Raw genomic sequence first — 23910 nt, forward strand, 5'->3', positions numbered from 1 at the left:
CTTCTATTTAGAAGCGTTCAGCGCTTTTTTAATTTGACGGTTGACCGCATCGACATTGGCGCGGGTGATGAGCTCATCTTTTAGCGTAAAAGCGCTTTTGAGCCGAATGATCCGATAAACGCTGTCATCGAGCGCTTGCATGGAGATGTCGCCTGCTTTGACCGCTTTTTTTAGCGCCCTTAGCACGGCGATCTGCTGCTTGGCATCATGTCCGACAAGAAGAATATCGTTGCCCGCTTGAACGGCTTTGACCGCCGCATCCTGAATGCCAAAATGCTTCGTAATGCCAAGCATCGTCATATCATCCGTAATGACAACACCCGTAAACCCGAGCTTGTCCCGCAATAGCTCAGTTATGATCGTCTTGGACAAGGAAGCAGGGTATTGCTTGTCGATGGCCGGAATAAGCAAATGCCCGATCATGACAGCAGGGGCTTGCTGCTTAATCGCTTCCTTAAAGGGAAGAAGCTCGAACTGCTCTAATTGCTTCAAGCTTTTGTCTACTACCGGCAAATCCAGATGTGAATCGACCGACGTATCCCCATGGCCTGGAAAATGCTTGACGACAGGCACAACATGTCCCGCCTGTATGCCCTTCATCGTCTCAATGCCGCTCGTTATGACGCTTTCCGCGGTGGAGCCAAACGCCCGATTGCCAATGACCGGATTGTCCGGGTTGCTGTTAATATCGAGCACAGGGGCAAAATCCATATTAAACCCTATGGAATACAGCTCGGCGCCAATAGCTTCACCTATTCCGTAGGCGTATTGTGGTTTGTTTTTGCTGCCAATAGACTGTGCGGATGGAATTTTCACGAAATCCTGGGGCATTCGGCTCACCGTTCCACCTTCTTGATCGATGCTCAGCCACAGCGGGACGGGATTTTTTTCATTTTGTTTTTTAAGCTCGTTCAGCAGGGCTAGCGTCTGCGAAGCGTCCGTAATATTTCTTTTGTACAAAATAAAGCCGCCTACATGATAGGTATTCATCATTTCGATGGCATCGGCTTGAATGGTGGTGCCTTCAAGTCCAACGAGCACGAGCTGTCCGATTTTCTCATCGACCGACATGCTGGCCATTTCTTGTTTGATGGGGTCCGGCGCTTCCGTCGCCGTTGGCGAAGGCGCTATAGTTGGAATGGCTGATGCTGCTGCCGATTCTGTGGCGGAAGGGCCTGGCATCGTGGCAGTGGCTGGTTGATTAGAGCCGGAATGGCTGCCGTTCCCGCTGTTGGTACGATCGACCGCACTGCCGCAGGAACTCGCACTTATAACGAGAAATGAAGCAAGAAGCAATGAAGTCATTTTTTTGAGCATGTGGGAAGTTCCTCCTTTTCTTGCAATATCCCCTTTAGGCCAGCTTCTCATACTTTAGGGGAAGTTAGAAGTAAAAGCTATTGCAAAGGCTGTTTCGGTCTTATTTCCAAAATTGGGTTGTGAAGCTGGAAATGAGCCGATATAATGGGAAGTGTATAGATTAACGATAATCGATAATTTGAAATAGGGACGTGTTTATGTGTCAGAAAATCCAGCAATCGTGCCCATTCATTCTATAAGTACACATGTATATATGAAGCTGAAGAAAGAGATTTTGGCTGGCGAGCTTCAACCGGGTGCCCGCCTTATTGTACTGGAAATCGCCGGACAATTCCAGATTAGCCAGGCTCCTGTAAGAGAGGCGCTTGAACGGCTCAAGCAAGAAGGGCTCATTATTGGTGTTCCGAACAAAGGCTCGGTGGTCTCCAACATAACGGCGAAGGAAATCAAGGATTTGTTCGTGCTGCGGGAAATGATTGAAGGCTTCGCGGTTAGGCAGTCAATGCCGCTGCTTACGGAGCAGGATTTCTCCGAGCTGGCTGGCATTATTGAGCAGATGGACCAAGCGGTTAAGCAAAACGATATACTTAGCATATTGGAGCTAGACATGGATTTTCATGGTTTTTTCTACCGCAAATGTGATAATGGGGCTATTTTGACGTTATGGAAGGATATGAAGACGAAGCTTATGCGGTTTATGGCGATTTCCAATCGGCATTACACGACTCTAGGGCTGGCAGATTACCATACTGTACTAATTGACGTGCTGCGCAAAGGGGATGTTGCAGCGGCTGAGCGGGCGTTTATCGATCATATGCACGCTTACAAAATCATTCATCTGGACTAGGCCGTGACTTAAGACGAGGGGCAGCTTGCTTGTTAACCTTTCAATTTAAAGGGGAAATGGAGCATGGTGAAAGAAGAAAAATGGCTGAAGGACGATTATATGCTGACCTGGATGAGGGATCGTTTGCTGCAGGAGCTGGTGTTGGACAGAGTCAGCGGCAGTGGAAAGGCGAATGTGAAGGAGCAACTGGTGAAGCTGAATGTAAATCCATATTTTACGTATCCGGCTGTAGCCATGCTTGCACCAGCGGCCTATTTTCATCAGGAGCATGACCGGCTCGGCTATATGGAGAAAATAAGGGAATATTTGCAGCCGCGTATTCCGGCGGGAAGTGTGCTTTTTTTAGATGAGGAGCATCGGCTCGTGCTACTGTTTTCCTGGGTGTCGAAGAAGATGCTCGATAATGTGCAGGCGATGCTGGGCGAACAGTTTTCCGATCCGATTACGATTGGTGTAGGGAAGCCCTGTGGCTATTTGCACGAAGTAAAGCATTCCTATGAACAGGCGGGGCAGGCGCTCCAGCATCAATTTTATCAGGGCATTGGCGAAATCATTTATTTTAGCGAGCTTCGCGCTTATGTGCCGCTTCAGGAATATCCGGAGCATATGGAGAAGGAGCTGTTTGATGGCTGCAAGGCGGCGACGTCGGAGGGGCAGCTTGAAGAGGCGGTAAAGGCGTTTTATCGCAGCGTGATGAGGGGCGGGCCGATTGATATTTCACATATGTATGAGCTGACGCTGCGTTTGCTCGTGGGGATGGAGCGAAGAGTGCTAGCTGATACGGATACCGCTGCAGCTAATAAACCTTATGAAATTTTATCCATTTTGAAAATGAAAACGCTTCATGAATTGGTTCGCTGTGTCAGCGAGTTTGTCACAGGCTTGTGGAAAGCGGTAGCGCCCTACCAGGGCGAGAGCCATCGCAGCATCATTAAAAAAACGATGTATTATATGGAGCAGGAATGTCAGCATGTTTCGCTGCAAAGCGTGGCGGAGAAGGTGTACATGACGCCAACCTATTTGAGCCTGCTGTTCAAGACCAATACTGGCAAAACGTTCATCGAGCATTTGACCGATATCCGAATCGACAAGGCGAAAGCGATGCTCAAGTCGACGCATTTTAAAAACTACGAGGTGGCGGAAAAGGTCGGCTATCAGGATTCGCGCTATTTTAGCCAAATTTTCAAAAAGCGGGTCGGCTTGTCTCCAAGCGAGTACCGCGAGTCAGCGGGGCATTAGATCGGATGCATAAAGGAAGAGGGAGCCCACGCAATGGTGTGCTCCCTCTGTGCTATGGACAGTCTACCAACATGATTATTTACTGAATGATAGACAGCTCCAGCTATAACGCTTTAACTTCCGTTTCAGACAGGCCACTTGCTTTGGCGATGAGCGGAATTTCGATGCCCAAGGCCAGCATGTTTTTGGCGATTTCAATCGCTTTTTGGCGTTCGCCTTTTTCAATCCCTTTCTCAATCCCTTTCTCAATCCCTTTTGCGATCCCTTGTTTCATACCCTTTTCCGTAGCCCATTCAATCATGGAAGCCTCATCGTGCAAAAATTTCTGCCGCTCCTCATACAAACGGCGAGCCTCCCCATCCTGACTTAGAAATTCCAAGGTATCCATCGCTTTGCCTAGTGTCGGTTCATTCATCTTTAGCACCTCCCAATTTGATTTATCGGCACCTTTCAGAAATAACAGCCAATTGATTAAGCCGCCCTCATGAGGCAGTAATTGATCATTTAGCTTGGAAAGCTCCATAAAATGAACTTCAATATCATCCGTTAAGGCGAGGCCGGTGTGGTCTTCCCGCAAATGGAACACATTATGGTAACGGTCATTAGACAGGAAGGAATAATTCAATATATTAATGGTCACACATTTTTTGAAAATATAGAAAAGGATATGATGTTCTCATCCTTTTTCTATATTTCTCGGAATGAAACGCGCTGCGCCGCCGAAGGATGGCGAAAACCGTTTCACCTTGGCTCTTTATACGTATTTCCTTCCTGCAATTGACTTGAGTACCGTTTGCTCCAATAAAACAGAGTACGTTTCTCTATATCGTACTTATTAAATAACTGCATTTCAATATTAATCAGCGTACCCTCAGATGTTTTGGCCCAGATATCAAAAATAGACTGTTTGTCCAATGGGGCATCCTTATCCGTATAGGGGTTCAAAAGTACAATTTCAGTTAGCGGAGGTTCGTTTGACTCTGCAAAAGTGCGATTCAAAAAGGCAAGCAATACATCTTTATTTTCTTCACTGCCAAAAATGCGCTTAAAGACGAAATCATTACGAGGATCAAGCAACTCGTTCATCCCAAATCAGCTCCATTCAACATGATTATACCATGCAAAATAAGAAACCGGAATTTGCTAAACGAAAGTATCGTTCTCATTTATATCTCAGAAGGCTGCGTCAATTATCCTAATGGTTGTCCGGTGAAAATAGAAAATTGATAAAAATGTAGAAAATTGTCAGTATTTGTTTATGACAAAATACTATATTGCATACAAGAATGAGCGATTTGGAGAAGCAATGTCAAAGGATGAGGCTATTAAAATGTACTTCGAATTGAAGGGAGAATTCAAAGATTTATGCGTCCTGGTCTACGACAGCAATGATAGACTGATTAAACGGATTCCTAAAAAGGGTTAATTGAAAAATGCGAAAAGGTCAGGAAAATTTTCCTAACCTCCTTTTGCGTTCTACAGACGCACATCGCTCCGCGGCCCATCATGCTCTCTCTTCTTCGCATCCTCAAGCTCATCGTCCCAGCTCAAATGCCGATATTCCGCAGCGGCGTCATCGTTATTGAACCAGTCGATGAAATCCTGCCACAGCGCCGTATTCCAAGCAGCGTCTATTTGCGCCGTTGAATACACCTGCTGCTTAAGGCGAATGAAGCCGAATACGTCGCGCACCTGCGACTTCTCTGCCTGCACAACGGTCAGCTCAGCCAAATGCGGCGGAATAAAAATAACTCCCGCAGGCGTGCCCAGCACGACATCCCCAGGCATACAGATCGCCTTGCCAATGCGTGTCGGCACATTCATCCCGACCATCGTCACATCGGCAATCGCCGTCGGATCGCTGCCCCGATAATAGACGTTAATGCCGCCGATTTCCTTTACCTGCTGATTATCGCGGATACCGCCCCAGATTACGGCGCCGCCGCGCTTCGTGCGAGTAGCTATCGCCGTAGATAAATTACCGCCAACGTAAGTGCCGCTATGAATTTTATCAAACATATCGACGACGACCACATCGTCCTCCACCAGCGAATCAATGACCCATTGGTTGAAAAAGCCGTGGCGATCCTCCTGCTCATGCCCGTAATCGAGCAACGTTTCATGCAGGTCAGGCCGCTTGGGCACCATGACCGCAGTAACCGCACGACCGACCATCACCTGCTCGGGATGCATGATTTTGAACTCTCCTTCGAATTGAAACGTATAGCCCCGATTCCACAGTGGGCCCCACGCTTCCTCCAGCGTTATTTTTCGCATGCGGCGCAATATATCTTCATCTACTTTAGGGCGGCCATTCTCAAAGCGCTCACCCTCCCAAAGCGGGGTCAATTGTCTTATATCTTCCGGATTATCGAACTTCATCTTGCAGCACCTCTTCCGCTACTGTAATTGGTTCAAATTAGAGCTGTTCAAGCTATAGTTTTATTGTTGCAGGCAGCGGCAAATTTGTCGATGCGACGTTTTTAAGGTTTTACACAGCGGACTCTAAAAAAAACCAACCATTTCATAAAATTGTCTCCTTCATTTATGAAAGCGTTTTCGTATAAAGTAAGGCTAGACAAAAAGCAACTGACTCAGGCAAGCATTTGACTCGAATAAGCAAAGGGAGGGGAGAAATGGGGTGAAGCGTAAAGATAACCGGATTACACATTTGGCTGGTTACGTGTTTATTTCGCCATGGCTGCTAGGGTTTTTACTGCTGACATTGTGGCCGATTGCCCAGTCATTTTATTTATCCTTTACGGAGTATTCGCTGCTTGAAGCGCCCGAGTGGACCGGGATGGACAACTATGTCAACATTTTTACGAATGATTCCACATTCACCACGTCGTTAAAAGTTACGTTTATGTTCGTGCTGTTCTCCGTGCCGCTCAAGCTGTTTTTCTCGCTTATGGTAGCAATGGCGCTGAATAAAAGCTTGCGCGGCATGAATATTTACCGCACCGCGATTTATTTTCCGTCGCTCATCGGCGGCAGTATTGCAGTAGCGGCATTGTGGCGCAACATGTTCAGCCTAGACGGGTATGTGAATCAGGTGCTTGGCTGGTTTGGCATTCAAGGCATCGCTTGGATATCCAATCCCGATACGTCGCTGGCTACGCTCATCCTGCTCAATACGTGGCAGTTCGGTTCCACCATGGTTATCTTCCTGGCCGGGCTTAAGCAAATTCCGCAGGAGCTGTACGAATCCGCCTCGGTCGACGGAGCGGGCAAAACGCGAAAATTTATTAGCATTACACTCCCCATGCTCTCTCCCGTTATGTTTTTCAACCTGGTGCTTGGCATTATTGGTTCCTTTCAAACGTTTACGTCAGCCTACATTATTACGAAGGGCGGGCCGATCAACTCAACCTACATGTACGCCATGTTCCTCTATGAAAAAGCGTTCAAGCATTACCAGATGGGCTATGCCTCTGCACTGGCCTGGATTCTGCTCGTTATCGTAGCGCTGCTGACCATTATTAACTTTGCCGCTTCCCGCTATTGGGTATTTTACGAGTCGGATGGAGGGAAAGCGAAATGAGAAGGCTGGGTGCAAAAGGTTTCGATCATATCTTTCTGGCGCTGTTTTCCTTCATCATGATTTATCCCGTCATTTGGTGGGTGGGCGCTTCGCTCAAAAAAACGTCCGAGCTGAGCCTGCCGACGATCTGGCCCTCCATTCCGATGTGGGAAAATTACAGCAAAGGCTGGCGTTTCTCCGGCGAATATACATTTGCTCACTTTTTCGGAAATACGCTGCTGATGGAACTGGGCAATGTGGCAGGCGGCGTCTTGACGGCGGCGATTGTAGCTTATGGCTTTGGCCGCTTGTACTTCGGGCTTAAAGGCTTCTGGTTTTCGATTTTGCTGCTGACGATGATGCTGCCGGGCCAGGTAACGGTCGTGCCGCAATACATTTTGTTCAATAAGCTGGGGCTGGTCGACAGCTACGTTCCACTTGTGCTGCCGCATTTTTTCGGGGGCGGCGCCTTCTTTATTTTTTTGCTGGTGCAGTTTATTCGCGGTATCCCGCGTGATCTTGATGAGGCGGCCAAAATCGACGGAGCTTCCGTCTACGGCATTTTTCTGCGAATTATTTTTCCGCTCATTAAGCCAGCGCTGGTGACCGTGGGGATTTTCACCTTTATTTGGAGCTGGGACGATTTTTTTGCGCAGGTGCTGTATTTAAGCTCGGTTGAGAAGTTCACGGTCGGCCTTGCGCTGCGCATGTTCATCGACCAGTTCGATATTCAGTGGGGGCAGCTGCTTGCGATGTCGCTGCTGTCAATTATGCCTTCCGTTCTCATCTTTTTTCTGGCCCAAAAGCACTTTGTAGAAGGTATTGCTACAACAGGACTCAAAGGGTAACGGCTTTTGTGAAAATCGCTTATAGAAAAAGATATTTCATTTGAAGGGGATGAGCTGATAATGGGAAAAAGGTGGCTGAAAAGCAAAGGCTGGGCGGTGCTGACGCTCGCTGTGGTGCTGACAATGACCGCATGCAGCGGCAATAGCGGGAGCGGAGGCAATCAGGGCGCGGAGCCAAGCTCGGCAACGGAGACAGCGGCGGCTGGGGAAGCAGGCGGGGCAGCGACGACGCTCAGCATTATGTGGTGGGGCTCGGATGCCCGTCATGAAGCGACGAAAAAAGCGCTGGACATCTATTCTCAGCAATTTTCAAACGTGAAATTCAAGCCGGAATTTATGGCCTGGGATGCTTATTGGCAGAAGCTTCCGACACTGGCAGCCTCCAAGTCGATTACCGACGTGCTGCAAATGGATGCGGCTTACATTCAGGAATACGTGTCCAGAGGCCAACTGGAGGATTTATCCGACATTGACCTCAGCGGCATAGTGGACCCGAATGTGCTGAAAAATTTGCAAATAGACGGCAAGCTGTATGGCATCCCGCTCAGCCAGAACGCGCAAGGCTTTGCCTACAACAAAACAGAGCTGGAGCAGCTCGGTATCCCGCTGCCGCATAAGGATTGGACATATGATGCGTTTTTTCAGTGGGCGAGGGATGCTCGTGCCAAGCTGCCTGAGGGCAAATATCCGATTGGTGATACATCGACCTGGGATGGCTTCAACTATTACCAGACGGCGATGGGCAAACCGCCCATTATGTCGGACGGCGGCAAAACGTTCACGCTCGATAAGGAGCTGTTCATGACGTTTTATGGCATTTATGATGATTTCCGCAAAAATAAAATCGTTCCACCAGCAGAGCTAGCCGCTTCTTTCCTGGAAAATGACCCGCAAGCCGACCCTATGGCTTCAGGCGTAGTGCTGACGCGAGGCGCGACGACTGGCTCCGTAAGCGCACTGGAGCAGCTGATGCCTGGCAAGCTGGGCGTTGTCAATTTGCAGACGGGACCAGCTGGCGGCGGCTGGGCGCAATCGACGATTTTTCTCAGCGTAAGCGCCAATTCAAAAAACAAGGAGGAAGCGAAGAAGTTTGTGAAATGGTTTATAACGGATCAGGAGGCGGGCAAAGCACTTGGCTTGACGCGCGGACTGCCGATTAATCCGGAAATATTCAAGGCGCTTGAGCCGACGCTTGAAGCCAAGGATTTGCTGGGCAAGGAGATTTACGATATGTCGGTGGACAAAGCGCTGCCGTTTTATTCGCCTTCCGCCGGATTTTCGGAATGGGTGGATACGTACAAAAAAGAAATGGATGCCGTCTCCTTCGGCCAGCAATCGATTGAAGACGCCTTTAATAAAATCGACAAGCTGGGCAAGGAGCTGGCCGCCAAAGCGGGAAAATCTTAATTCACGTGATGGATGCAGAGCTTGTAAACGTTATAGGAGGAATTATTAATGCAGCTAGCAGAATTTTTCTCGCCGCGGCCTGACCGCCTGTGGCAGCTTGCGAAGCAAATGGATGTCAATTACGCGGTGAGCGGTCTGGCATGGGATGAAAAAAATGAAAAGCCATGGGATCTAATGCCGCTGATCCGCATGAAGCAGCGGTTTGCCGACAGCGGCATCAATCTGGCTGTTATTGAATCGATGCCGCCAAGCAATGAAATTAAGCTTGGCACAGCAGGGCGCGATGCGGAAATTGAAACATTTCAGCAATTTATAGTTCATATGGGGAGGGCGGGTATCCCTGTGCTATGCTACAATTTTATGGCGCAGTTCAATTGGTTCCGCACCTCAACGACGACTCGTACGCGGGGCGGGGCGCTCGTCTCCAGCTATGATCACAGCTTGATGCAGGATGCGCCGCTTACCGAAGCAGGCATCGTTTCCGAACAACAGCTGTGGGAAAATCTGCATTATTTTATGGAGCAGATTGTGCCTGTGGCGGAGGAAGCGAAGGTCAAGCTGGCGCTGCATCCCGATGATCCACCGATTACCCCTATTCGCGGAGTGTCGCGTATTTTGCGCAGTGCCGATGCCTTGCAGCGAGCCATCGATCTTGTGCCAAGCGCTTATAATGGCATTACGCTATGCCAAGGTACGCTGGCGACGGCGGGGGAGCATATCCCAAGCGTCATTCGCCATTTTGGCGGACAGGACAAAATGTTTTTTGTTCATTTTAGAGATGTGCGCGGCACAGCGGAAAAGTTTGAGGAAACGTTCCACGATGATGGCATTACCGACATGCTGGAGGCGATGTACACCTACTATGATGTTGGCTTTGCTGGACCGGCAAGGCCCGACCACGTGCCGACGATGGAAGGCGAGACGAATGACAATCCCGGCTATGAGCTGCTGGGACGATTGTTCGGGGTAGGCTACATTAAAGGGTTGATGGAGGCAGCGTCCAGACGGCAAGTGGAAGGCGCGCAAACCAGCACAAACACGGCAGAAGCACAAAAAATAGCTGTAGAATAAGCTGCGGGTAAAATAACGGTACTGTCCTCGGCTGGCATGTTGACATGCTGGCCAAGAGCAGTACCTTTTTTAAAATATAGGATCGGAATGAAACGCGCTGCGCCGCCAGAGGACGGCGACAGCCGTTTCACCTAGTTGCAGTTAAATTAAGCCTCCAAGGCTAGCGTGATGCTGGCTTCCAAAGCTTGGCCTGGCTCGACCATTACAAGCCCTTTTTTATCGTTCAGCGCTTCATTCGGAGCAGTCCAAGGCTCCACGCATACAAAAGGTTTGCCTTCTACCGACCAAATGACGGTTGTACCGAACACTTCGCTGTAGCTTAATTTAATATGCTGATCACCGAAAGGAAATGAAATTTCCGGTGTAGTCGCATCCAGCAAAGCTACGGATTCAACGAGACCGTTCAAATCCAGCGGGCCTGCAAACGGCTTCACCTGATTGTCATTGTAATCCAGCGCTTGCTGCGCGTCAGAGCGATAAGTTAGATTTTTTTCGTCAATTGCAAAATAAGGATGGAAGCCGGCATGCACAGGCATGCTAGTCTCGGACAAGTTGCTGTATACTTGCTCAATGTCCAGTTTGCCGTCCTTCAAGCGATAGGTGAATGTCAGCTTAAAGCTGAACGGATACGCAGCCTGTGTCTGTGCGCTGCTTTCCAGAGAAAGCGTAAGCGAGGCTCCATTTTCAGCAGACTGCCCTTCAACGTTCCAGGAAGCTTGGCGGGCTACGCCATGATTGCGCATATTATATCTTACGCCATCCCATTCGTAGGCACCGTTTCGCACTTGCCCGCAAATGGGAAACAAAACCGGAATGCCGCCGCGAATGTTGGCAGCCGGATCAATAAAGGTATCGCGATCGAGGTACAGCAGCTCTTGGCCTTGCAGCTGGCAGCCAATTACGATGCCGCCGCGTTCAGGGCAGATGAGGACGCGGGAATTTGTTGCGTGTTCCTTTAGCTCAAAGATCTGATACGTATCGATATAGCTGGTTACTTCATAGGCTGCTTGGTTTGCAGTCATTTCTCTACCTCCAATAGGTGCACTCCTGTTTTTATCTTGCAGTTAACACTTCCTGTCCATTATAACAAGTTCAGCGGCCATAAAGGAATGATTATCGAATTTGTTCCTCGTCATGAACGGCGGGGAGCTCATCAACAAGCTATCCTCAAAAAGGGAACTGCAAGAGCAAACAAGCTGCTTCACAAATCCCTTTAGGACATGTGAAGCAGCTTGTTTGCTATACACACTTATCTTTACTAAAATGATGGTTCCTTCGTATTCTGCCGTTTGACTAACTCCACAAACGGTCATTCGACAGCAGCTTGTTCCACGAGTCGGTAGACTCCCAGATGCCGGGAATATCGGGATGCAGGTGCTCGGCAAGCACCTCGTCATTCAAATCATCAATGCCAAGTCCAGGCGCATCACTGATCGTAATGAAGCCATCCTGCACCAGCTTGTTTGGCAGCTTGCTGCTAATTATAATATCATCCCACCAAGGCACCTCGCAGGAATGGTATTCGAGGGCGAGGAAATTTTCCGTTGCGGCTGCAACATGCGCGGCCGCCAAGCAGGCAATCGGGCTCTCCGCCATATGGATGGCCATCGCCGCCCCGTAATCCTGAGCCATATCACCGATTTTTTTCGTCTCCAATATCCCCCCGGTCGTCAGCACATCCGGATGAATGACGGATACGCCGCCCGCTTCCAGCAAAGGCTTGAAGTTTTCCTTCAAATAGATGTCCTCGCCTGTACAAATCGGCGTGGCCACTGCCCGTGCAAGCTTAGCGTATTGCTCGGTATACTGCCACGGCAGCATATCCTCCATCCAAGCGAGGTTGAACTTCTCGACGCGGCGGCCAAGCTTGATACAGCTTTCCAGCCCGATATGTCCAAAGTGGTCAATAGCGAGCGGCACTTGATAGCCGATGACGGAACGGACATCCGCTACATATTGCTCAAGCAGATCGAGCCCTTTTTCAGTCACCTGAATGGCGGTAAACGGGTGAGCAATATTATAAATATCATAATGGCGGTTCGTTATTTCGCGAAGCTGTTCATCTGACATGCCGTCAAAATTTTGATTGTAGCGGTTGCGCGATTTTTCCCGCATTTCCTCGAGAAAGCCGAGCGGCGCGCTTAAGGTGCCCGGTTCATGGATGATTTGGCCAATACCGAGATCCATTTTTAGAAAAGTAAAGCCTTCGTCCATACGCTTCTTCAAGGCTTCGCCCATTGCTTTACCGGTGTCTTTGCCTACGACTTCCGTGTCGCAGTACATGCGTATGCGGTCGCGAAAGCGTCCGCCTAACATTTGATAGACGGGAACGCCATAAGCTTTTCCAGCCAAATCCCATAGGGCAATTTCAAGGCCGCTTACCCCGCCGGCTTGACGGGCGTGGCCGCCAAACTGCTTGATGCGGCGGAACAGCTTATCGACATGGCAAGGGTTCTCACCCAGCAGCCGTGCCTTCAGCATTTGTGCATACACCTTATCGGCTCCGTCACGAACTTCGCCAAACCCGACCAGTCCCTGATTTGTATACACTTTAATGAGGCTGCTGTGGAAAGGTCCGCCTACAATGTCAGTAAACCGGATATCGGTAATGCGAAGCTGTGTCGGATTGGAGCTTGTTGGCACATGGGCTAGCGTTTCCTCATACGTTTCTTTATTAATCACAACCGTCACTCCCCTATTATCGTTATCGTAAGAATCACCCATCAGCTACAGCAGCATGCTGCCGCCATCCAATCGGATGGCGGAGCCGGTCATAAACTCGCTTTCATCAGATGCGATAAAGCAGACGAGCCGAGCGACATCAAGCGGCTTGCCGACGCGTCCGAGCGGAAACTTTTTGCGGATATCCCGCTTTGGGCGTACGGGCTTTGCTCCGTCCGTGTCTGAGGCAGTAGGTCCAATGGGCCGAGATTCTCTTGCAGACTGTACGCCAACGTTGATTTGCCCAGGCTCTATTGTATTAACGGTAATGCCATACTTAGCCAGTTCGATCGCCGCTTCCCGCCCCAGCATGCGGATGCCGCCCTTGGTCATGGAATAAACGGCGTCGAAATCAGTTGGACGCTTGCTGTGAACTGAGGAGATGAGAATAATACGGCCTCCAGCAGCGTTATTTTTCATATAAGGAATAGCTGCTTGCATACACTGCCAATAAGCCTTTAAATTAATGTTCATCATGCGGTCAAAGGACGTCTCGTCATGGTCAAATAGCCCATAATTAAGCTGCAAAGCGGCATTGTTGACTAAAATATCGATTGAGCCTCCAGACTCCGATGCAGGAAAAGCATGTGCGGCTTGCTCCATCAACCGTTCGATTTCTGCTTTGCTGGCAACATCGGCTTGCACTATAACGGCCTCTCCACCGGCTGCCTGAATTTGCGCTAGCGTTTCTTTCGCTCCGGCATCGCTGCGATTATAATGAATGACGACTTTCGCGCCACATTGTGCGAGCTGGACGGCAACACCTTGGCCGATACCTGTTCCGGCACCCGTTACGAGGGCCACCTTGCCTGTCAGGTCCATGCTCATCCTCCTTGACTGTCCAGTAGTGGGGGACGCTTCATTTTGAAATCCATATAATGCTGCAAAAATCCGCCATCCAGCCGAATGTCCGCGCCATTCACGTATTGCGCCTCGCCAGAGGCTAAGAACAGCGAAAGCTGAGCCAAATCATCATAGCTGCCGAGTACTGCATTTGGCACTTTGTACGCGTAATCCACATATAGCGTGGATAGCTCACTCGCGAACCGTTCATCATCGCCTTCGATGGGGCCCAGCTCAATCGTATTGACGGTTACGCCGCTGCGCCCAAGTACGAGAGCTGCTTCTTTCGCCAGCATGCTGACCGCGCCTTTGGACGCGCTGTAGGCGAAGGAGGAGCCGGTCGGCTTCTGCGCATGAATCGAGGAGACGTAGATAATCGAACCTGACCCAGCCTCAGCCATTTGCTGGCCGATTACCTTCGTACATATAAAAGCGGATTTAGCATTCGTATTCAGTAGATCCAGAAACAAATCCTCCTCGCCATATTCAATAGAGGTTGGTTTCATGAGATCATTATTATGAATAAGCACATCTACTCGGCCAAGTTTGAGCGTTGCTTGCTCTAGCACCGCATGCAGGCCACTGCTGCTGCAAAGATCTGCAGTGCTCACGAAGACACTAAGCCCCAAGGTACTGGCCCGCTTAAGCTCCTCGTTAATTTGGGCACCATCAGACATGCTATTTAAAATAAAATGCGCGCCCTGCTCGGCAAAAAGGCGAAAAAGCGCTCTTCCAGATCCGCTGTCCGCATCGGTAATAAAGACGACTTTATCTTTAAGCTTCATCGTAGTCATAGATCCCCTCCAAAGGGCGGATTGCTTAAATCAGCTGATGTTCCATCCTCCTTTATCTTAAAGGTTTGGCCGGGCTGGTTGCGATGCCGTAAATTTATGATTTTGTTTGAATTTTATATGAAGGATAAAAGCGCGGCGATTGCTTGTGTCTCGCTTAGGTATCAGGTACTATTAGTGATGAACACGTTGCTTTAAGTCCGTAGCCTTCTACAAAAAAAGTGAAACATGTACAGGCTTGCGCCGTATAAGGTGAAAGGGTTCAAGAGACGAGACTAGATAAAAATGAGGGAAGTCTATGGAAGCGATGCGCACATTTTTTGCCCATTCAGTTGTTAGAAGAATATTGTTTATTATGTTGGTTGTGCTGTTATTCTACAGCCTACACAATATGCTTAATTTACTGCTGCTGCTCTTTCTTGTAACGTTCGTTATGGGACGGCTTGAAGGATTTGTAACGAAAAAGCTTAGCAAGCTGTTTCCTATATCGCCCGTCTTGGTGACGGTTGTGTTGTACATATTGTTGGTGACCGGATTAGTTTTCGGGATATCAAATTATTTGCCTAAGATGATCAATCAAGTTGTGGATATGATTAATAATATTACGAGGTTTTTAGATACCTCTCAAGACAACCAGGTTGTTGGAGTACTGGTCGATGCCTTGGAGAAGGTGGACTACCAGAAGTATTTGGGCAGTGCCGTTGATTATATTATGAAGCTGGGAAAATGGCTGGAAATTATTTTGTTCGTTATTCTGCTCAGCTTTTTCTACCTTTTGCAAAAAAACAAGGTCGATCAATTTACCGAGAAATTCCGTTATAGCAAAATTTCCTGGGCCTATCGGGAGTTTCATTATTTCGGCAGCAAATTTGCTTCTTCCTTCGGTAAGGTGATAGAGGTTCAACTGCTGATCGCCCTGTTTAATACAGCGCTGACGATGATTGGCCTCTGGATACTCGGTTTCCCTTATTTAATCGCGCTGACGATTATGGTATTCCTGCTCAGCCTGATTCCGGTTGCAGGCGTGATCATTTCGTTCATCCCGATTGGTATTATCGGCTACCAGATTGGCGGGCTGCCGATGGTATTGTGGGCGATCGGCATTATTTTGTTCATTCACGCAGTGGAGACGTATTTCTTGAATCCAAGGCTGTATGCACATAAAACAAAGCTTCCGATGTTTTACACCTTTATCATCCTCATTTTCTCCCAGCATTATATGGGTATATGGGGTCTCATAATCGGTATCCCTATCTTCATGTTCCTTATGGATGTGCTGGATGTGGAGAAGCCGGAGAATGCAGAGCTTGACAAAAAACCACTGTAACCCAGTGGTTTTTTTGTTGTTTGCCGCCGTTTAGGTCAGGTTAGGCCGCCGCAAAATTCTTAGGAAGTCTTTATGCGCTTTTTTGGCGTGTGAAGGCTTCTTTTTTAAATGTAGGAAAGGATATGATTTTTCCATCCTTTCTCTATATTTCTCGGAATGAAACGCGCCGCGCCACCAGAGGACGGCGACAGCCGTTTCACCTTGAGCCATTTACATTATTGGAAGACATGCTGCTGTCGCTTCGTGACAAGCCGCCCCGTGGAAAGCTGGAGGCGCTCCAGCGCAGGAAGTGAATATGAGCCGTTGGCAATATGGGGAAAAGTTCAAAGCGTTGACGGACAGTACGCCAACCGCTTATTTGACTGCACTGCGGATTGAGCGGGCGAAGCAGCTGCTGCTGAGTCAAACGTCCCGTGTTCGCGATATTGCCGGGCGGGTCGGCTTCGGAGATGAATATTATTTTAGCCGGCGCTTCAAGCAAATGACCGGGCTTACACCGACGCAATACATGCAGGAGTTCGGTCGCGCTCCGCGTATATTTTCGATTCAATAAATTGGGGAGCTGCTGGCGCTTGGCATTCGTCCGATTGCGGGGAGCAGCGCGATGTTCCCTGTTTTGCAGAAGAGCTGCTGCGCGGTGTTCATAGTATTGAGGAGCCTGTTGATGCAGAGCAAATTGTGCGGCTCAATCCCGATTTGATTTTATATCCCAGTTTTACAAAGGCGGCGCTCGTCGATCAACTGGTAAAAACTGCGCCTATGGCACACGTGAGCTGGCAGGATGATGTGTATGGACGGCTGCGTACGATGGGTGAGCGGCTAGGGAATTGGGCGAGACGGCTTCGGCGTTCGTTTATGTGGATCAGACGCTGTATATGTATGGGACACATCATTTTGGGCATACGCTCTATCAAGGGGGCGGCTTTGAGCAGCCGGAGCGTTTGAAAGCAATGACGGAGCGGAATAAGCAGCTGAAATGGATGCCGATACAGCTGGAGGAGCTGCCCGTTTATGCAGGTGACCGGGTGTTTTTTCGCTTGCCCATACCGGAGTCGATGAACAGCAAGGAAGGACGATTTTGAACCATCCGGTATGGAACAGCCTGCCTGCTGTCCAAAGAGCTGCTTGAAGAAACGGGCTAATGCAGCACCGCTTCTGGTTCCTCAGATGCAGTCTTCTAGACGGCTGCCCGGAAGCAGCAAGGAAATTAGAACTATTTTTGCAGAAAATGGTTTTAAGCGCATGCAGAGGAGGTAATGATTGGGGGAATATTATTATCAATAGACAGGGGTAGATAGATGTGAAAAGCAAAAAAATGGTCATATCCGCAGCGGTATTCTGCATGGTGCTTACCGGCTCGGCAGGTGTATATGCAGGAAGCAATTTGGAGCAAATTAAAGCATATTTGAATAATGGTTTGAAAATCGAGCTTAATGGCAGCACTTATACGCCAGTTGATGGCAATGGCGCCAAGCAGGCTCCAATTACTTATAAAGGCTCTACTTACTTGCCGGTACGCTCGATTGCAGATGCTTTGAACGTGCCCGTTACTTATGATGCAGGGAGCAATAAAGTGAAAATTGGCAGCAGCAGCTCCACGGGAGGCGGAGGTACCGGCAGCAATGTGTACACGGGCCAACGCCCGAAATATTTGCCGGCAGATTTCCCGATTCCGAAAGATGCGAAAATAAAAGAGACGGTGGAAAACAACCGGGACAACAAAAAATCAGTGTACTTCGTTTATGAGACGCAAAATGATTTAGACTCGCTTGGCGTATCCTACAAAGCCTATTTCCAAACGAAAGAGCTGACGGACACTTCAGAGGATGTAAGCAGCACATCTTTAACGATGGTAGGCAAAAAGGGTGATGATATAGCTGTAACGATTACCGGTGCTCCTGACCGGGACAAAGATGGCTATAACGAAATTACAGTGGTGTGGTCAGGCAAGTGATATAGTCGTTTTAGCAAGCTGTTATACTCGGTTTGAAAGCAGGCGGACACAGGGATTTCCTGTCGTCCGCTTATTTGCGTTTTGCCTGTTGTATAAATTTTTACATAAGATAAATAACAATTTAGCAAAATCTATTACTATTCGTATCGAATAGGTCGATAGTATTAATAGTATCTGTTGAATAATGTATTGAACTAGTTTGAGGGGAAACTTTCGGCAGATCATATATAGAGAAATAGGTAGAAGAGCGAGGGAGTGGTTAATGTTTAGAATTTTCTGATAAATAAACCTGTATAAGGCTAAAGAACGAATCGGGAATTAGAAAATTTCGAAGATAGATCTTTAGTCTCAGTCGCGGATGGGAAGCGAATAGAATGCAGACAACTGCAACAGCCGGATGATAAAACCGTGAGCGAACCATCACCATTTTTTTGAAAGTAGCATTACATCATACACATAGGAGCGTTGACAGAATGCAATTCATAAAACGAATGTCCTTTTTTTCTAAAAATTTGCTGCTTGCCTTCTTTAACATTGTACTAATTGGATCGATCTTAATTGCATCAGGCTACATCATTCAAAAGGATATTTTGATAAAGCAGCTTCGCGGACAAATTAGTGCAATTACACAGGAATGGGCACAGGAAATGGACCCTGCGAAAATCCAGCAAGCGATCAACGAGAAAAGCTACGAAGGTGCCACACAATTGGAATTGAAAGCAACACTGGACCTGATACATAAATATAATCCGAATATCGCGCAGGCTTATGTATTCGGAACAGAGCTGACGAATGGCAATCAAACGTCAATTATTGCTATGCCTACGAATCTGGTAGAAGCTTTCTCCAGCGAAAATATGGGCGTGGGCACGATGTATGAGCAGCCAGCGGCGATGTCGACCGCTATAGGGGAAATGCTGAATACAGGAGTACCTACATTCACCAGCTTTTACTCCGATGATTTTGGTATTTGGACGACGATTCTTTATCCGATTAAAGACAGTAGTGGCAATGTATTTGCTTTCTTCGCGGCGGATGTAGATGCGAGTGCTGTGCCTAACGGTTTGCACACGCTGCTGATCAGCGGCATTTCGATCATGCTCATTTTCCTTGTGCTCATTTTCTTGCTTCAGTTCTTTATTTCACGTATGACAATGAAGCCGATTAAAGAGCTCATTAAAGGCATTGAGGAAGTGAGCGGAGGCAACTTGAATGTCGAGCTGAAATCGGGCGTAGACGATCTAGGTGTCGTCAATCACAAATTCAACATTATGATTCGCCGGATCAACGACATGATGGTCAAAGTGCGTCTAACGTCGAATGCTGTAACAGATTCTGCTAAATCCTTGTATGAGTTTTCCGAAAAGAACAGCAAGACGGTAGAAGAAATTACCGAAAACATGCGGGAAATCAACGTTGAAATTGCTAACCAGGAGCTGTCCTCCAGCGAAGCAGCCAAAGCGATGAATGAAATGTCAACCGTTATTCAGAACATTGCTCACAGCTCGTCGAGCGTAGCAGTAGAAGCTGGCGATATGGAACACAAATCGAAGGAAGGCAACAAGGTCGTTGGCCAAGTTGTTGAGCAAATGGAGCAGATTGAAAAGTTTGTGGTGGAGTCCTCCGGTGCGATTCAATCCCTTGCCAGCCGTTCACAGGAAATTGAAAACATCGTTTCGCTCATTATGGGAGTTGCGACGCAGACGAATCTTCTAGCGCTGAACGCAGCGATCGAAGCGGCTAGAGTCGGCGAACATGGCAAAGGTTTTGCAGTCGTAGCAGGCGAAGTTCGCAAGCTCGCTGAGCAGTCCAATAGCTCGGCAACGCAGATTTCCACATTGATTAAAGAAATCCAGCAGGAAATTACGACAGCTGTTGATGCATTGAATCTGGGGACAGGCCAAGTTCGTACGGGCTTGCAAATTTCCAGCGAGACGGGTTCGCTTCTGGACGATATTTTGTCCGCTACTCGCAGTGTAACGCTCCAAATTCAAGAAGTATCGAGCTCTACAGAGCAAATTTCTGCAGGTACGGAAGAGTTGACGGCTACGGCTGAAAATCTATCGGCTTCCGCAGGCATTACAGCAGCAAACAGTGCGAAAATTTCTAAATCGATAGCCGAGCAAAAAGAATCGATGAATGCCATTGTGGAATCGTCGACGCAATTGACACAAATGTCGGAAGAACTGCAAGAGCTCATCAACCATTTCCAAGTCCGTACTTCTTAATCCCAGTATAACTATCATAAAGGGAGCCCTGCGGCTGCTTACAGCTGCAGGGAAATTCCCCCACAGGAGGTTTTACAATTATGACGGAAAATAAACACACTACAATTAACCAGATTGCTTCCAGCGAATTTGTCTTATTAATCCCACTAGATTTTTCGCGTCATAACCGCACGTATTCTTATGCAACGGAAGAATACGCGCTGGGCGAACAGGTAAGCCAACTGATAGAAACGAGAAAAGAACAGGATTTAGAAGCAGAGGCCGCTGCGGCGTATGCAGCGCTCTTGTACCGACTTTCAAGCGAGAAGCAGCTGCTCATCGGCGTGCAGGGAGCCCAAGGCAAGGTTAAGCCATGGCTAGCCCATATCGAAGAAACGAACACATTTGCAAGCCTGAAAACCTCGTTATTGCATGCTGTAGATGATGGATCATCCTCGGACCAAGCCCATTATGACACTCGCTTCTCGCATCGACACCCGGTACAGCCTACTTCGGAAATGATTAACCTTCAGCTTCAAGAACGCAGTGGAAAGTGGCAGCTCAGCATTCAATATGATCAATCGTTGCTGGGAAAAGCGACCGTCGACCGCTATGCCGCTTATTATACGACGCTGTTCCTAGCGGCCTTAACTGATTCGGCCGCGCGTGTGGCAGCCATTGATCTATTAACCGATGTGGACCGGCTCGTCTATGAGAAAATGAATGCAACAACCGGCGCTTATGACCGCAAGCAGACGATTCATGGCATGATTGAGCTTGCAGCTGCGCAGCATGGCGAGCGAACGGCTGTATCATCTGTACACGGGGAGCTTACCTACCGTCAGCTCAATGAGCAGGCGAATCAAATGGCGAACCTGCTGATCAGCAAAGGCGTGAGCAAAGGCGATTTCGTCACCATTTATATGGAGCGAAGCTTGGAATTGATCGTCAGCTTGCTTGGCATTTTGAAGGCGGGAGCCGCTTATGTGCCGCTAGACCCCGAGCATCCGGAGGAGCGCAACCGTTACATTTTGCAAGATACCCGGTCGGTGTTCGTGCTGACCAAAGCGAAATATGAGGAGCAGGCGCAGCATCAGTCCGAAGGGCTTGAGCAGTTGAAGGAAATCATCGTAGTGGAGCATATCGCTTATGACCGGGTAGAGGCTTCGAACCCGAATGCTCAGGTAGCGCCGGATGATTTGGCTTATATTATTTATACGTCCGGCTCTACGGGAAGACCGAAGGGAGCTCTCATTGCGCATGAAGGCGTCGTCAATCTAGGCGACACGGTGCGGCTGGACTGTGAAATCGGACATGAGGATATACTGACGCAGTTCGCCACCTACAGCTTTGACGCATCGGTATGGGATACGATTGGAGCGCTGTTCTATGGTGCGCATTTGTATTTGCTTTCTCCAGAGGAGCGCGTATCTGTTGAGGAATTTGCTTCAGCCATTGAACGGACGAAAACGACGATTATTACGATTTTGCCAACTGTCTTTTTTAACCAGCTTTCTGCTTATTTATCAGATGAGGGTTACAAAAAGCTTGCAGGCGTAAAGCTGATCACTGTAGCAGGAGAGGCGCTTTATGGCGAGCAGGTTCGGGCGTTCCAGCGGAAGTTCCAGGACAGCATTGCGATCGTCAATGTATATGGGCCAACGGAATGCACGGTGTGCACCACTACGCATAAAATCAGCAGCTATATTTCCGATGATTTGACAAACGTGCCAATTGGCAAGCCAATTCAAAACTACAAAGTGTATATCGTCAACGAGCTGAACCAGCTATGCCCCGTACATGTGCATGGCGAGGTGCTGATTGAAACAATTGGACTTGCGAAAGGGTATTTAAATCAACCGGAAAAAACGGCGGATGCGTTTGTAGCCAATCCATTTGGCGATGGTCAAATTTATAAGTCAGGCGATATTGCGAAGCTGCTGCCGGACGGCACAATTGAATATGTGGGACGTCGGGATTCGCAAATTAAAATTCGCGGACATCGCATTGAGATTGGGGAAATCGAAGACAGCTTTTCCAAAATCGCCAATGTGCAAAACGTAGCAGTCATCTGCAAAAAGGATGCACAGGAGCAAAATATGCTCGTCGGCTTCTTTACTTCAAAGGACGGTAAGCCGCTCTCTACCGTTACCATCAAGCAAGAGCTGGGCGATAAGCTGCCCTCTTATTTTGTACCGAAATGGATCGTCCAATTGGACGAAATGCCGATTTCGCCAACCGGAAAAATCGACCGGAAAAAGCTGCAAAGCTATTCCTACCAAGAGGAGCAGATCAGCGTAGACTACGTTGCCCCTCAAAATGGCATTCAACGAATGATTGCGGGCGCATGGGCAGAGGCACTCAGCCTTGTGCATATCGGCATTCATGATGATTTCTTTACGATCGGCGGCGACTCGCTCGGAATTATTCATATTTTAGCAAGTCTTAAGCCGTATTACCCGGAATTGAAAATTAATGATTTATTTCAATATAGAACGATTGAAGCGATTGCCGCGCGCATTGAGCAGCTTGCTTCCGAAGCGCACGAGCAGCAGGAGACGGCCCGCCATGTTGGGCCAGCCTTGCCACTGGAAGAGTTGCCTGCTATGCGCTACAGGCCTGAGCTGCCTGTCAGCTTTGATCAGCAGCCGAAGGGCGTACTGCTGACTGGTGCTACCGGCTATTTAGGCGGATATTTGCTCTATGAGCTGCTTATGCAAAGCGATGCGACCATTTATTGCCTCGTACGGCCAGGTACAGAGCCGGGCGAAGCGAGACTTCGGAGCCATATTGCTTATTATTTTGGAGATGCGGCGATACCATTAATGGAAGGGCGCGTTGTAGCGGTAGAAGGCAATTTGGAAGCGCCACGGCTCGGGCTTGAGGAGCAGCAGTATCAGCAGTTGATAAGCAGCTTGGATGCGATTATGCACAGTGCAGCGGATGTGAGGCATTTTGGCGAAGAGGGACAATTTGCCCGTACGAATGTGCTCGGGACAGCATATTTGCTGGAGCTTGCCGCCGCTTGCCGCCAAACGGTTCGCTTCCACCATATTTCTACGCTTGGCATTCCGGAAGATCTTGCATTAAGCGGTCAATGGGAGGCCGTGGTAGCCGCAGGGGAGCTTGCGCCGGAGCTGCGAGTCGAGAGCTTATATACGAACAGCAAGCTGGAAGCGGAGAAGCTGCTGTACGCTGCTGCAGAGCAGGGCGTGCCCGTCAGCATTTATCGGGCAGGAAATTTATCCTGCCACTCGGTAAGCGGCAGCTTCCAGCGAAACATTGACAGCAACGCGTTTTACCGGATGCTCAAATCGATGCTGCTGCTTGGACAAGCGCCAGAGGTTACCTGGGACATCGATATTACGCCAATTGATTATGCCGGACAATCGATTGTGAGCTTGGCACTTAAGCCGGATACAGCTGGAGGCGTCTACCATATTTGCAACCCGGAGCCGCTTCCATACGGGAGGTTGATGGACATGCTGCGCAGCAGCGGCTATTCCATCGAAACGTCAAGCACAGCGGCCTATACGAAGTGGCTGCTTGATAAAGCCATCCCGAAAAATCAGGAGGGTGTGCAGCTCGCAATCGCGCAATTGGAAGGCGACGGGGCGAAGGACTCGGCCTATTTCTACAGCTGCGAGCTGACAAGCTCCGCCTTGCAGCCATCGAGCATTGCATGCGCAGCGCCTAATGAGCAGCTAATCGGAAATATGCTCGCGTATGCAACGTCAATTGGCTACTTCCCGCAGGCAAGTGAGCGTCGCCCGGTCAGATAGTCCAATCACCAATAAGCAAAACGCCAAGCATCA

At 48.7% G+C, this 23910-nt stretch carries 18 protein-coding genes and 1 pseudogene; 12 read left to right on the forward strand and 7 right to left on the reverse strand.

The features are described 5' to 3' along the window. Positions 1-3: 3 nt before the first annotated feature. Positions 4-1317, reverse strand: coding sequence for a beta-N-acetylhexosaminidase (gene nagZ, locus AC50YG_RS13625; protein WP_494827440.1), 1314 nt, complete (start codon positions 1315-1317; stop codon positions 4-6). A 199-nt stretch (positions 1318-1516) separates the two neighbouring features. On the opposite strand from nagZ, the gene AC50YG_RS13630 reads away from it, so the two are divergent. After that, positions 1517-2164, forward strand: a complete 648-nt coding sequence (locus tag AC50YG_RS13630; RefSeq protein WP_473757935.1) for a GntR family transcriptional regulator — start codon at positions 1517-1519, stop codon at positions 2162-2164. Between the two features lie 63 nt (positions 2165-2227). Continuing rightward, entirely contained in the window at positions 2228-3403 is a 1176-nt protein-coding gene (locus tag AC50YG_RS13635) for a helix-turn-helix domain-containing protein (RefSeq protein WP_494827444.1), read from the forward strand. Between the two features lie 103 nt (positions 3404-3506). On the opposite strand, the pseudogene AC50YG_RS13640 reads toward AC50YG_RS13635, so the two are convergent. Together AC50YG_RS13640 and AC50YG_RS13645 are read right to left on the reverse strand one after the other, a co-directional pair. After that, positions 3507-4489 (reverse strand): annotated as a pseudogene (locus AC50YG_RS13640) (Rpn family recombination-promoting nuclease/putative transposase). Between the two features lie 390 nt (positions 4490-4879). Then, a complete protein-coding gene (locus tag AC50YG_RS13645; protein ID WP_494827446.1) occupies positions 4880-5785 on the reverse strand; it encodes an RraA family protein in 906 nt (301 codons plus the stop codon). A gap of 259 nt (positions 5786-6044) precedes the next feature. Here AC50YG_RS13645 and AC50YG_RS13650 point away from each other — a divergent pair, with 259 nt between their 5' ends. Genes AC50YG_RS13650 through AC50YG_RS13665 form a run of 4 tightly spaced genes read left to right on the forward strand, consistent with a single transcriptional unit; the run spans position 6045 to position 10252 of the window. Next, positions 6045-6947, forward strand: a complete 903-nt coding sequence (locus AC50YG_RS13650; protein ID WP_494827448.1) for a carbohydrate ABC transporter permease — start codon at positions 6045-6047, stop codon at positions 6945-6947. Continuing rightward, complete coding sequence (locus AC50YG_RS13655; RefSeq protein WP_341278565.1) at positions 6944-7774, forward strand: carbohydrate ABC transporter permease; 831 nt, start codon at positions 6944-6946, stop codon at positions 7772-7774. Before AC50YG_RS13650 ends, AC50YG_RS13655 begins: the two co-directional genes overlap by 4 nt. A gap of 60 nt (positions 7775-7834) precedes the next feature. Then, positions 7835-9181: an ABC transporter substrate-binding protein gene (locus tag AC50YG_RS13660; protein WP_494827450.1), complete on the forward strand. Its 1347-nt coding sequence runs from the start codon at positions 7835-7837 to the stop codon at positions 9179-9181. A 48-nt stretch (positions 9182-9229) separates the two neighbouring features. After that, on the forward strand, positions 9230-10252 hold the full coding sequence (locus AC50YG_RS13665; protein WP_494827451.1) for a mannonate dehydratase: 1023 nt from the start codon (positions 9230-9232) through the stop codon (positions 10250-10252). Between the two features lie 146 nt (positions 10253-10398). Here the strand turns inward: AC50YG_RS13665 and AC50YG_RS13670 are convergent, their stop codons facing one another. The 4 genes from AC50YG_RS13670 to AC50YG_RS13685 all read right to left on the reverse strand — a co-directional run bounded on the left by AC50YG_RS13670 (position 10399) and on the right by AC50YG_RS13685 (position 14610). After that, positions 10399-11274 (reverse strand): aldose epimerase family protein, encoded by an 876-nt coding sequence (locus AC50YG_RS13670; protein WP_494827453.1) that lies wholly within the window; start codon positions 11272-11274, stop codon positions 10399-10401. Positions 11275-11545: 271 nt separating this feature from the next. Beyond that, complete coding sequence (locus tag AC50YG_RS13675; protein ID WP_494827455.1) at positions 11546-12934, reverse strand: mandelate racemase/muconate lactonizing enzyme family protein; 1389 nt, start codon at positions 12932-12934, stop codon at positions 11546-11548. A gap of 45 nt (positions 12935-12979) precedes the next feature. Further along, on the reverse strand, positions 12980-13795 hold the full coding sequence (locus AC50YG_RS13680; RefSeq protein ID WP_494827457.1) for an SDR family NAD(P)-dependent oxidoreductase: 816 nt from the start codon (positions 13793-13795) through the stop codon (positions 12980-12982). Positions 13796-13797: 2 nt separating this feature from the next. Beyond that, positions 13798-14610 (reverse strand): SDR family NAD(P)-dependent oxidoreductase, encoded by an 813-nt coding sequence (locus AC50YG_RS13685; RefSeq protein WP_494827459.1) that lies wholly within the window; start codon positions 14608-14610, stop codon positions 13798-13800. A gap of 295 nt (positions 14611-14905) precedes the next feature. Here AC50YG_RS13685 and AC50YG_RS13690 point away from each other — a divergent pair, with 295 nt between their 5' ends. The 6 genes from AC50YG_RS13690 to AC50YG_RS13715 all read left to right on the forward strand — a co-directional run bounded on the left by AC50YG_RS13690 (position 14906) and on the right by AC50YG_RS13715 (position 23877). Further along, positions 14906-15934 carry an AI-2E family transporter gene (locus AC50YG_RS13690; protein ID WP_494827461.1) on the forward strand — a complete coding sequence of 343 codons (1029 nt, stop codon included), beginning with the start codon at positions 14906-14908 and terminating at the stop codon, positions 15932-15934. A gap of 289 nt (positions 15935-16223) precedes the next feature. Beyond that, complete coding sequence (locus AC50YG_RS13695; protein ID WP_494827463.1) at positions 16224-16487, forward strand: helix-turn-helix domain-containing protein; 264 nt, start codon at positions 16224-16226, stop codon at positions 16485-16487. Between the two features lie 274 nt (positions 16488-16761). Then, positions 16762-17016 (forward strand): hypothetical protein, encoded by a 255-nt coding sequence (locus tag AC50YG_RS13700; RefSeq protein WP_494827465.1) that lies wholly within the window; start codon positions 16762-16764, stop codon positions 17014-17016. A gap of 218 nt (positions 17017-17234) precedes the next feature. After that, positions 17235-17888 carry a stalk domain-containing protein gene (locus AC50YG_RS13705; protein WP_494827467.1) on the forward strand — a complete coding sequence of 218 codons (654 nt, stop codon included), beginning with the start codon at positions 17235-17237 and terminating at the stop codon, positions 17886-17888. A gap of 473 nt (positions 17889-18361) precedes the next feature. After that, on the forward strand, positions 18362-20116 hold the full coding sequence (locus AC50YG_RS13710; RefSeq protein ID WP_494827469.1) for a methyl-accepting chemotaxis protein: 1755 nt from the start codon (positions 18362-18364) through the stop codon (positions 20114-20116). An 80-nt stretch (positions 20117-20196) separates the two neighbouring features. Then, complete coding sequence (locus tag AC50YG_RS13715; RefSeq protein ID WP_494827471.1) at positions 20197-23877, forward strand: non-ribosomal peptide synthetase; 3681 nt, start codon at positions 20197-20199, stop codon at positions 23875-23877. Positions 23878-23910: the final 33 nt, after the last annotated feature.

The organism is Paenibacillus sp. J31R34 (assembly GCF_059383715.1).

Bases quoted from the DNA above. Each gene is read 5' to 3' on its own strand.
- AC50YG_RS13645 (WP_494827446.1), bottom strand. From the start codon at position 5,785: ATGAAGTTCGATAATCCGGAAGATATAAGACAATTGACCCCGCTTTGG.
- AC50YG_RS13680 (WP_494827457.1), bottom strand. From the start codon at position 13,795: ATGGACCTGACAGGCAAGGTGGCCCTCGTAACGGGTGCCGGAACAGGT.
- AC50YG_RS13715 (WP_494827471.1), top strand. From the start codon at position 20,197: ATGACGGAAAATAAACACACTACAATTAACCAGATTGCTTCCAGCGAA.
- nagZ (WP_494827440.1), bottom strand. From the start codon at position 1,317: ATGCTCAAAAAAATGACTTCATTGCTTCTTGCTTCATTTCTCGTTATA.
- AC50YG_RS13690 (WP_494827461.1), top strand. From the start codon at position 14,906: ATGGAAGCGATGCGCACATTTTTTGCCCATTCAGTTGTTAGAAGAATA.
- AC50YG_RS13665 (WP_494827451.1), top strand. From the start codon at position 9,230: ATGCAGCTAGCAGAATTTTTCTCGCCGCGGCCTGACCGCCTGTGGCAG.
- AC50YG_RS13685 (WP_494827459.1), bottom strand. From the start codon at position 14,610: ATGACTACGATGAAGCTTAAAGATAAAGTCGTCTTTATTACCGATGCG.
- AC50YG_RS13670 (WP_494827453.1), bottom strand. From the start codon at position 11,274: ATGACTGCAAACCAAGCAGCCTATGAAGTAACCAGCTATATCGATACG.
- AC50YG_RS13655 (WP_341278565.1), top strand. From the start codon at position 6,944: ATGAGAAGGCTGGGTGCAAAAGGTTTCGATCATATCTTTCTGGCGCTG.
- AC50YG_RS13635 (WP_494827444.1), top strand. From the start codon at position 2,228: ATGGTGAAAGAAGAAAAATGGCTGAAGGACGATTATATGCTGACCTGG.
- AC50YG_RS13660 (WP_494827450.1), top strand. From the start codon at position 7,835: ATGGGAAAAAGGTGGCTGAAAAGCAAAGGCTGGGCGGTGCTGACGCTC.
- AC50YG_RS13710 (WP_494827469.1), top strand. From the start codon at position 18,362: ATGCAATTCATAAAACGAATGTCCTTTTTTTCTAAAAATTTGCTGCTT.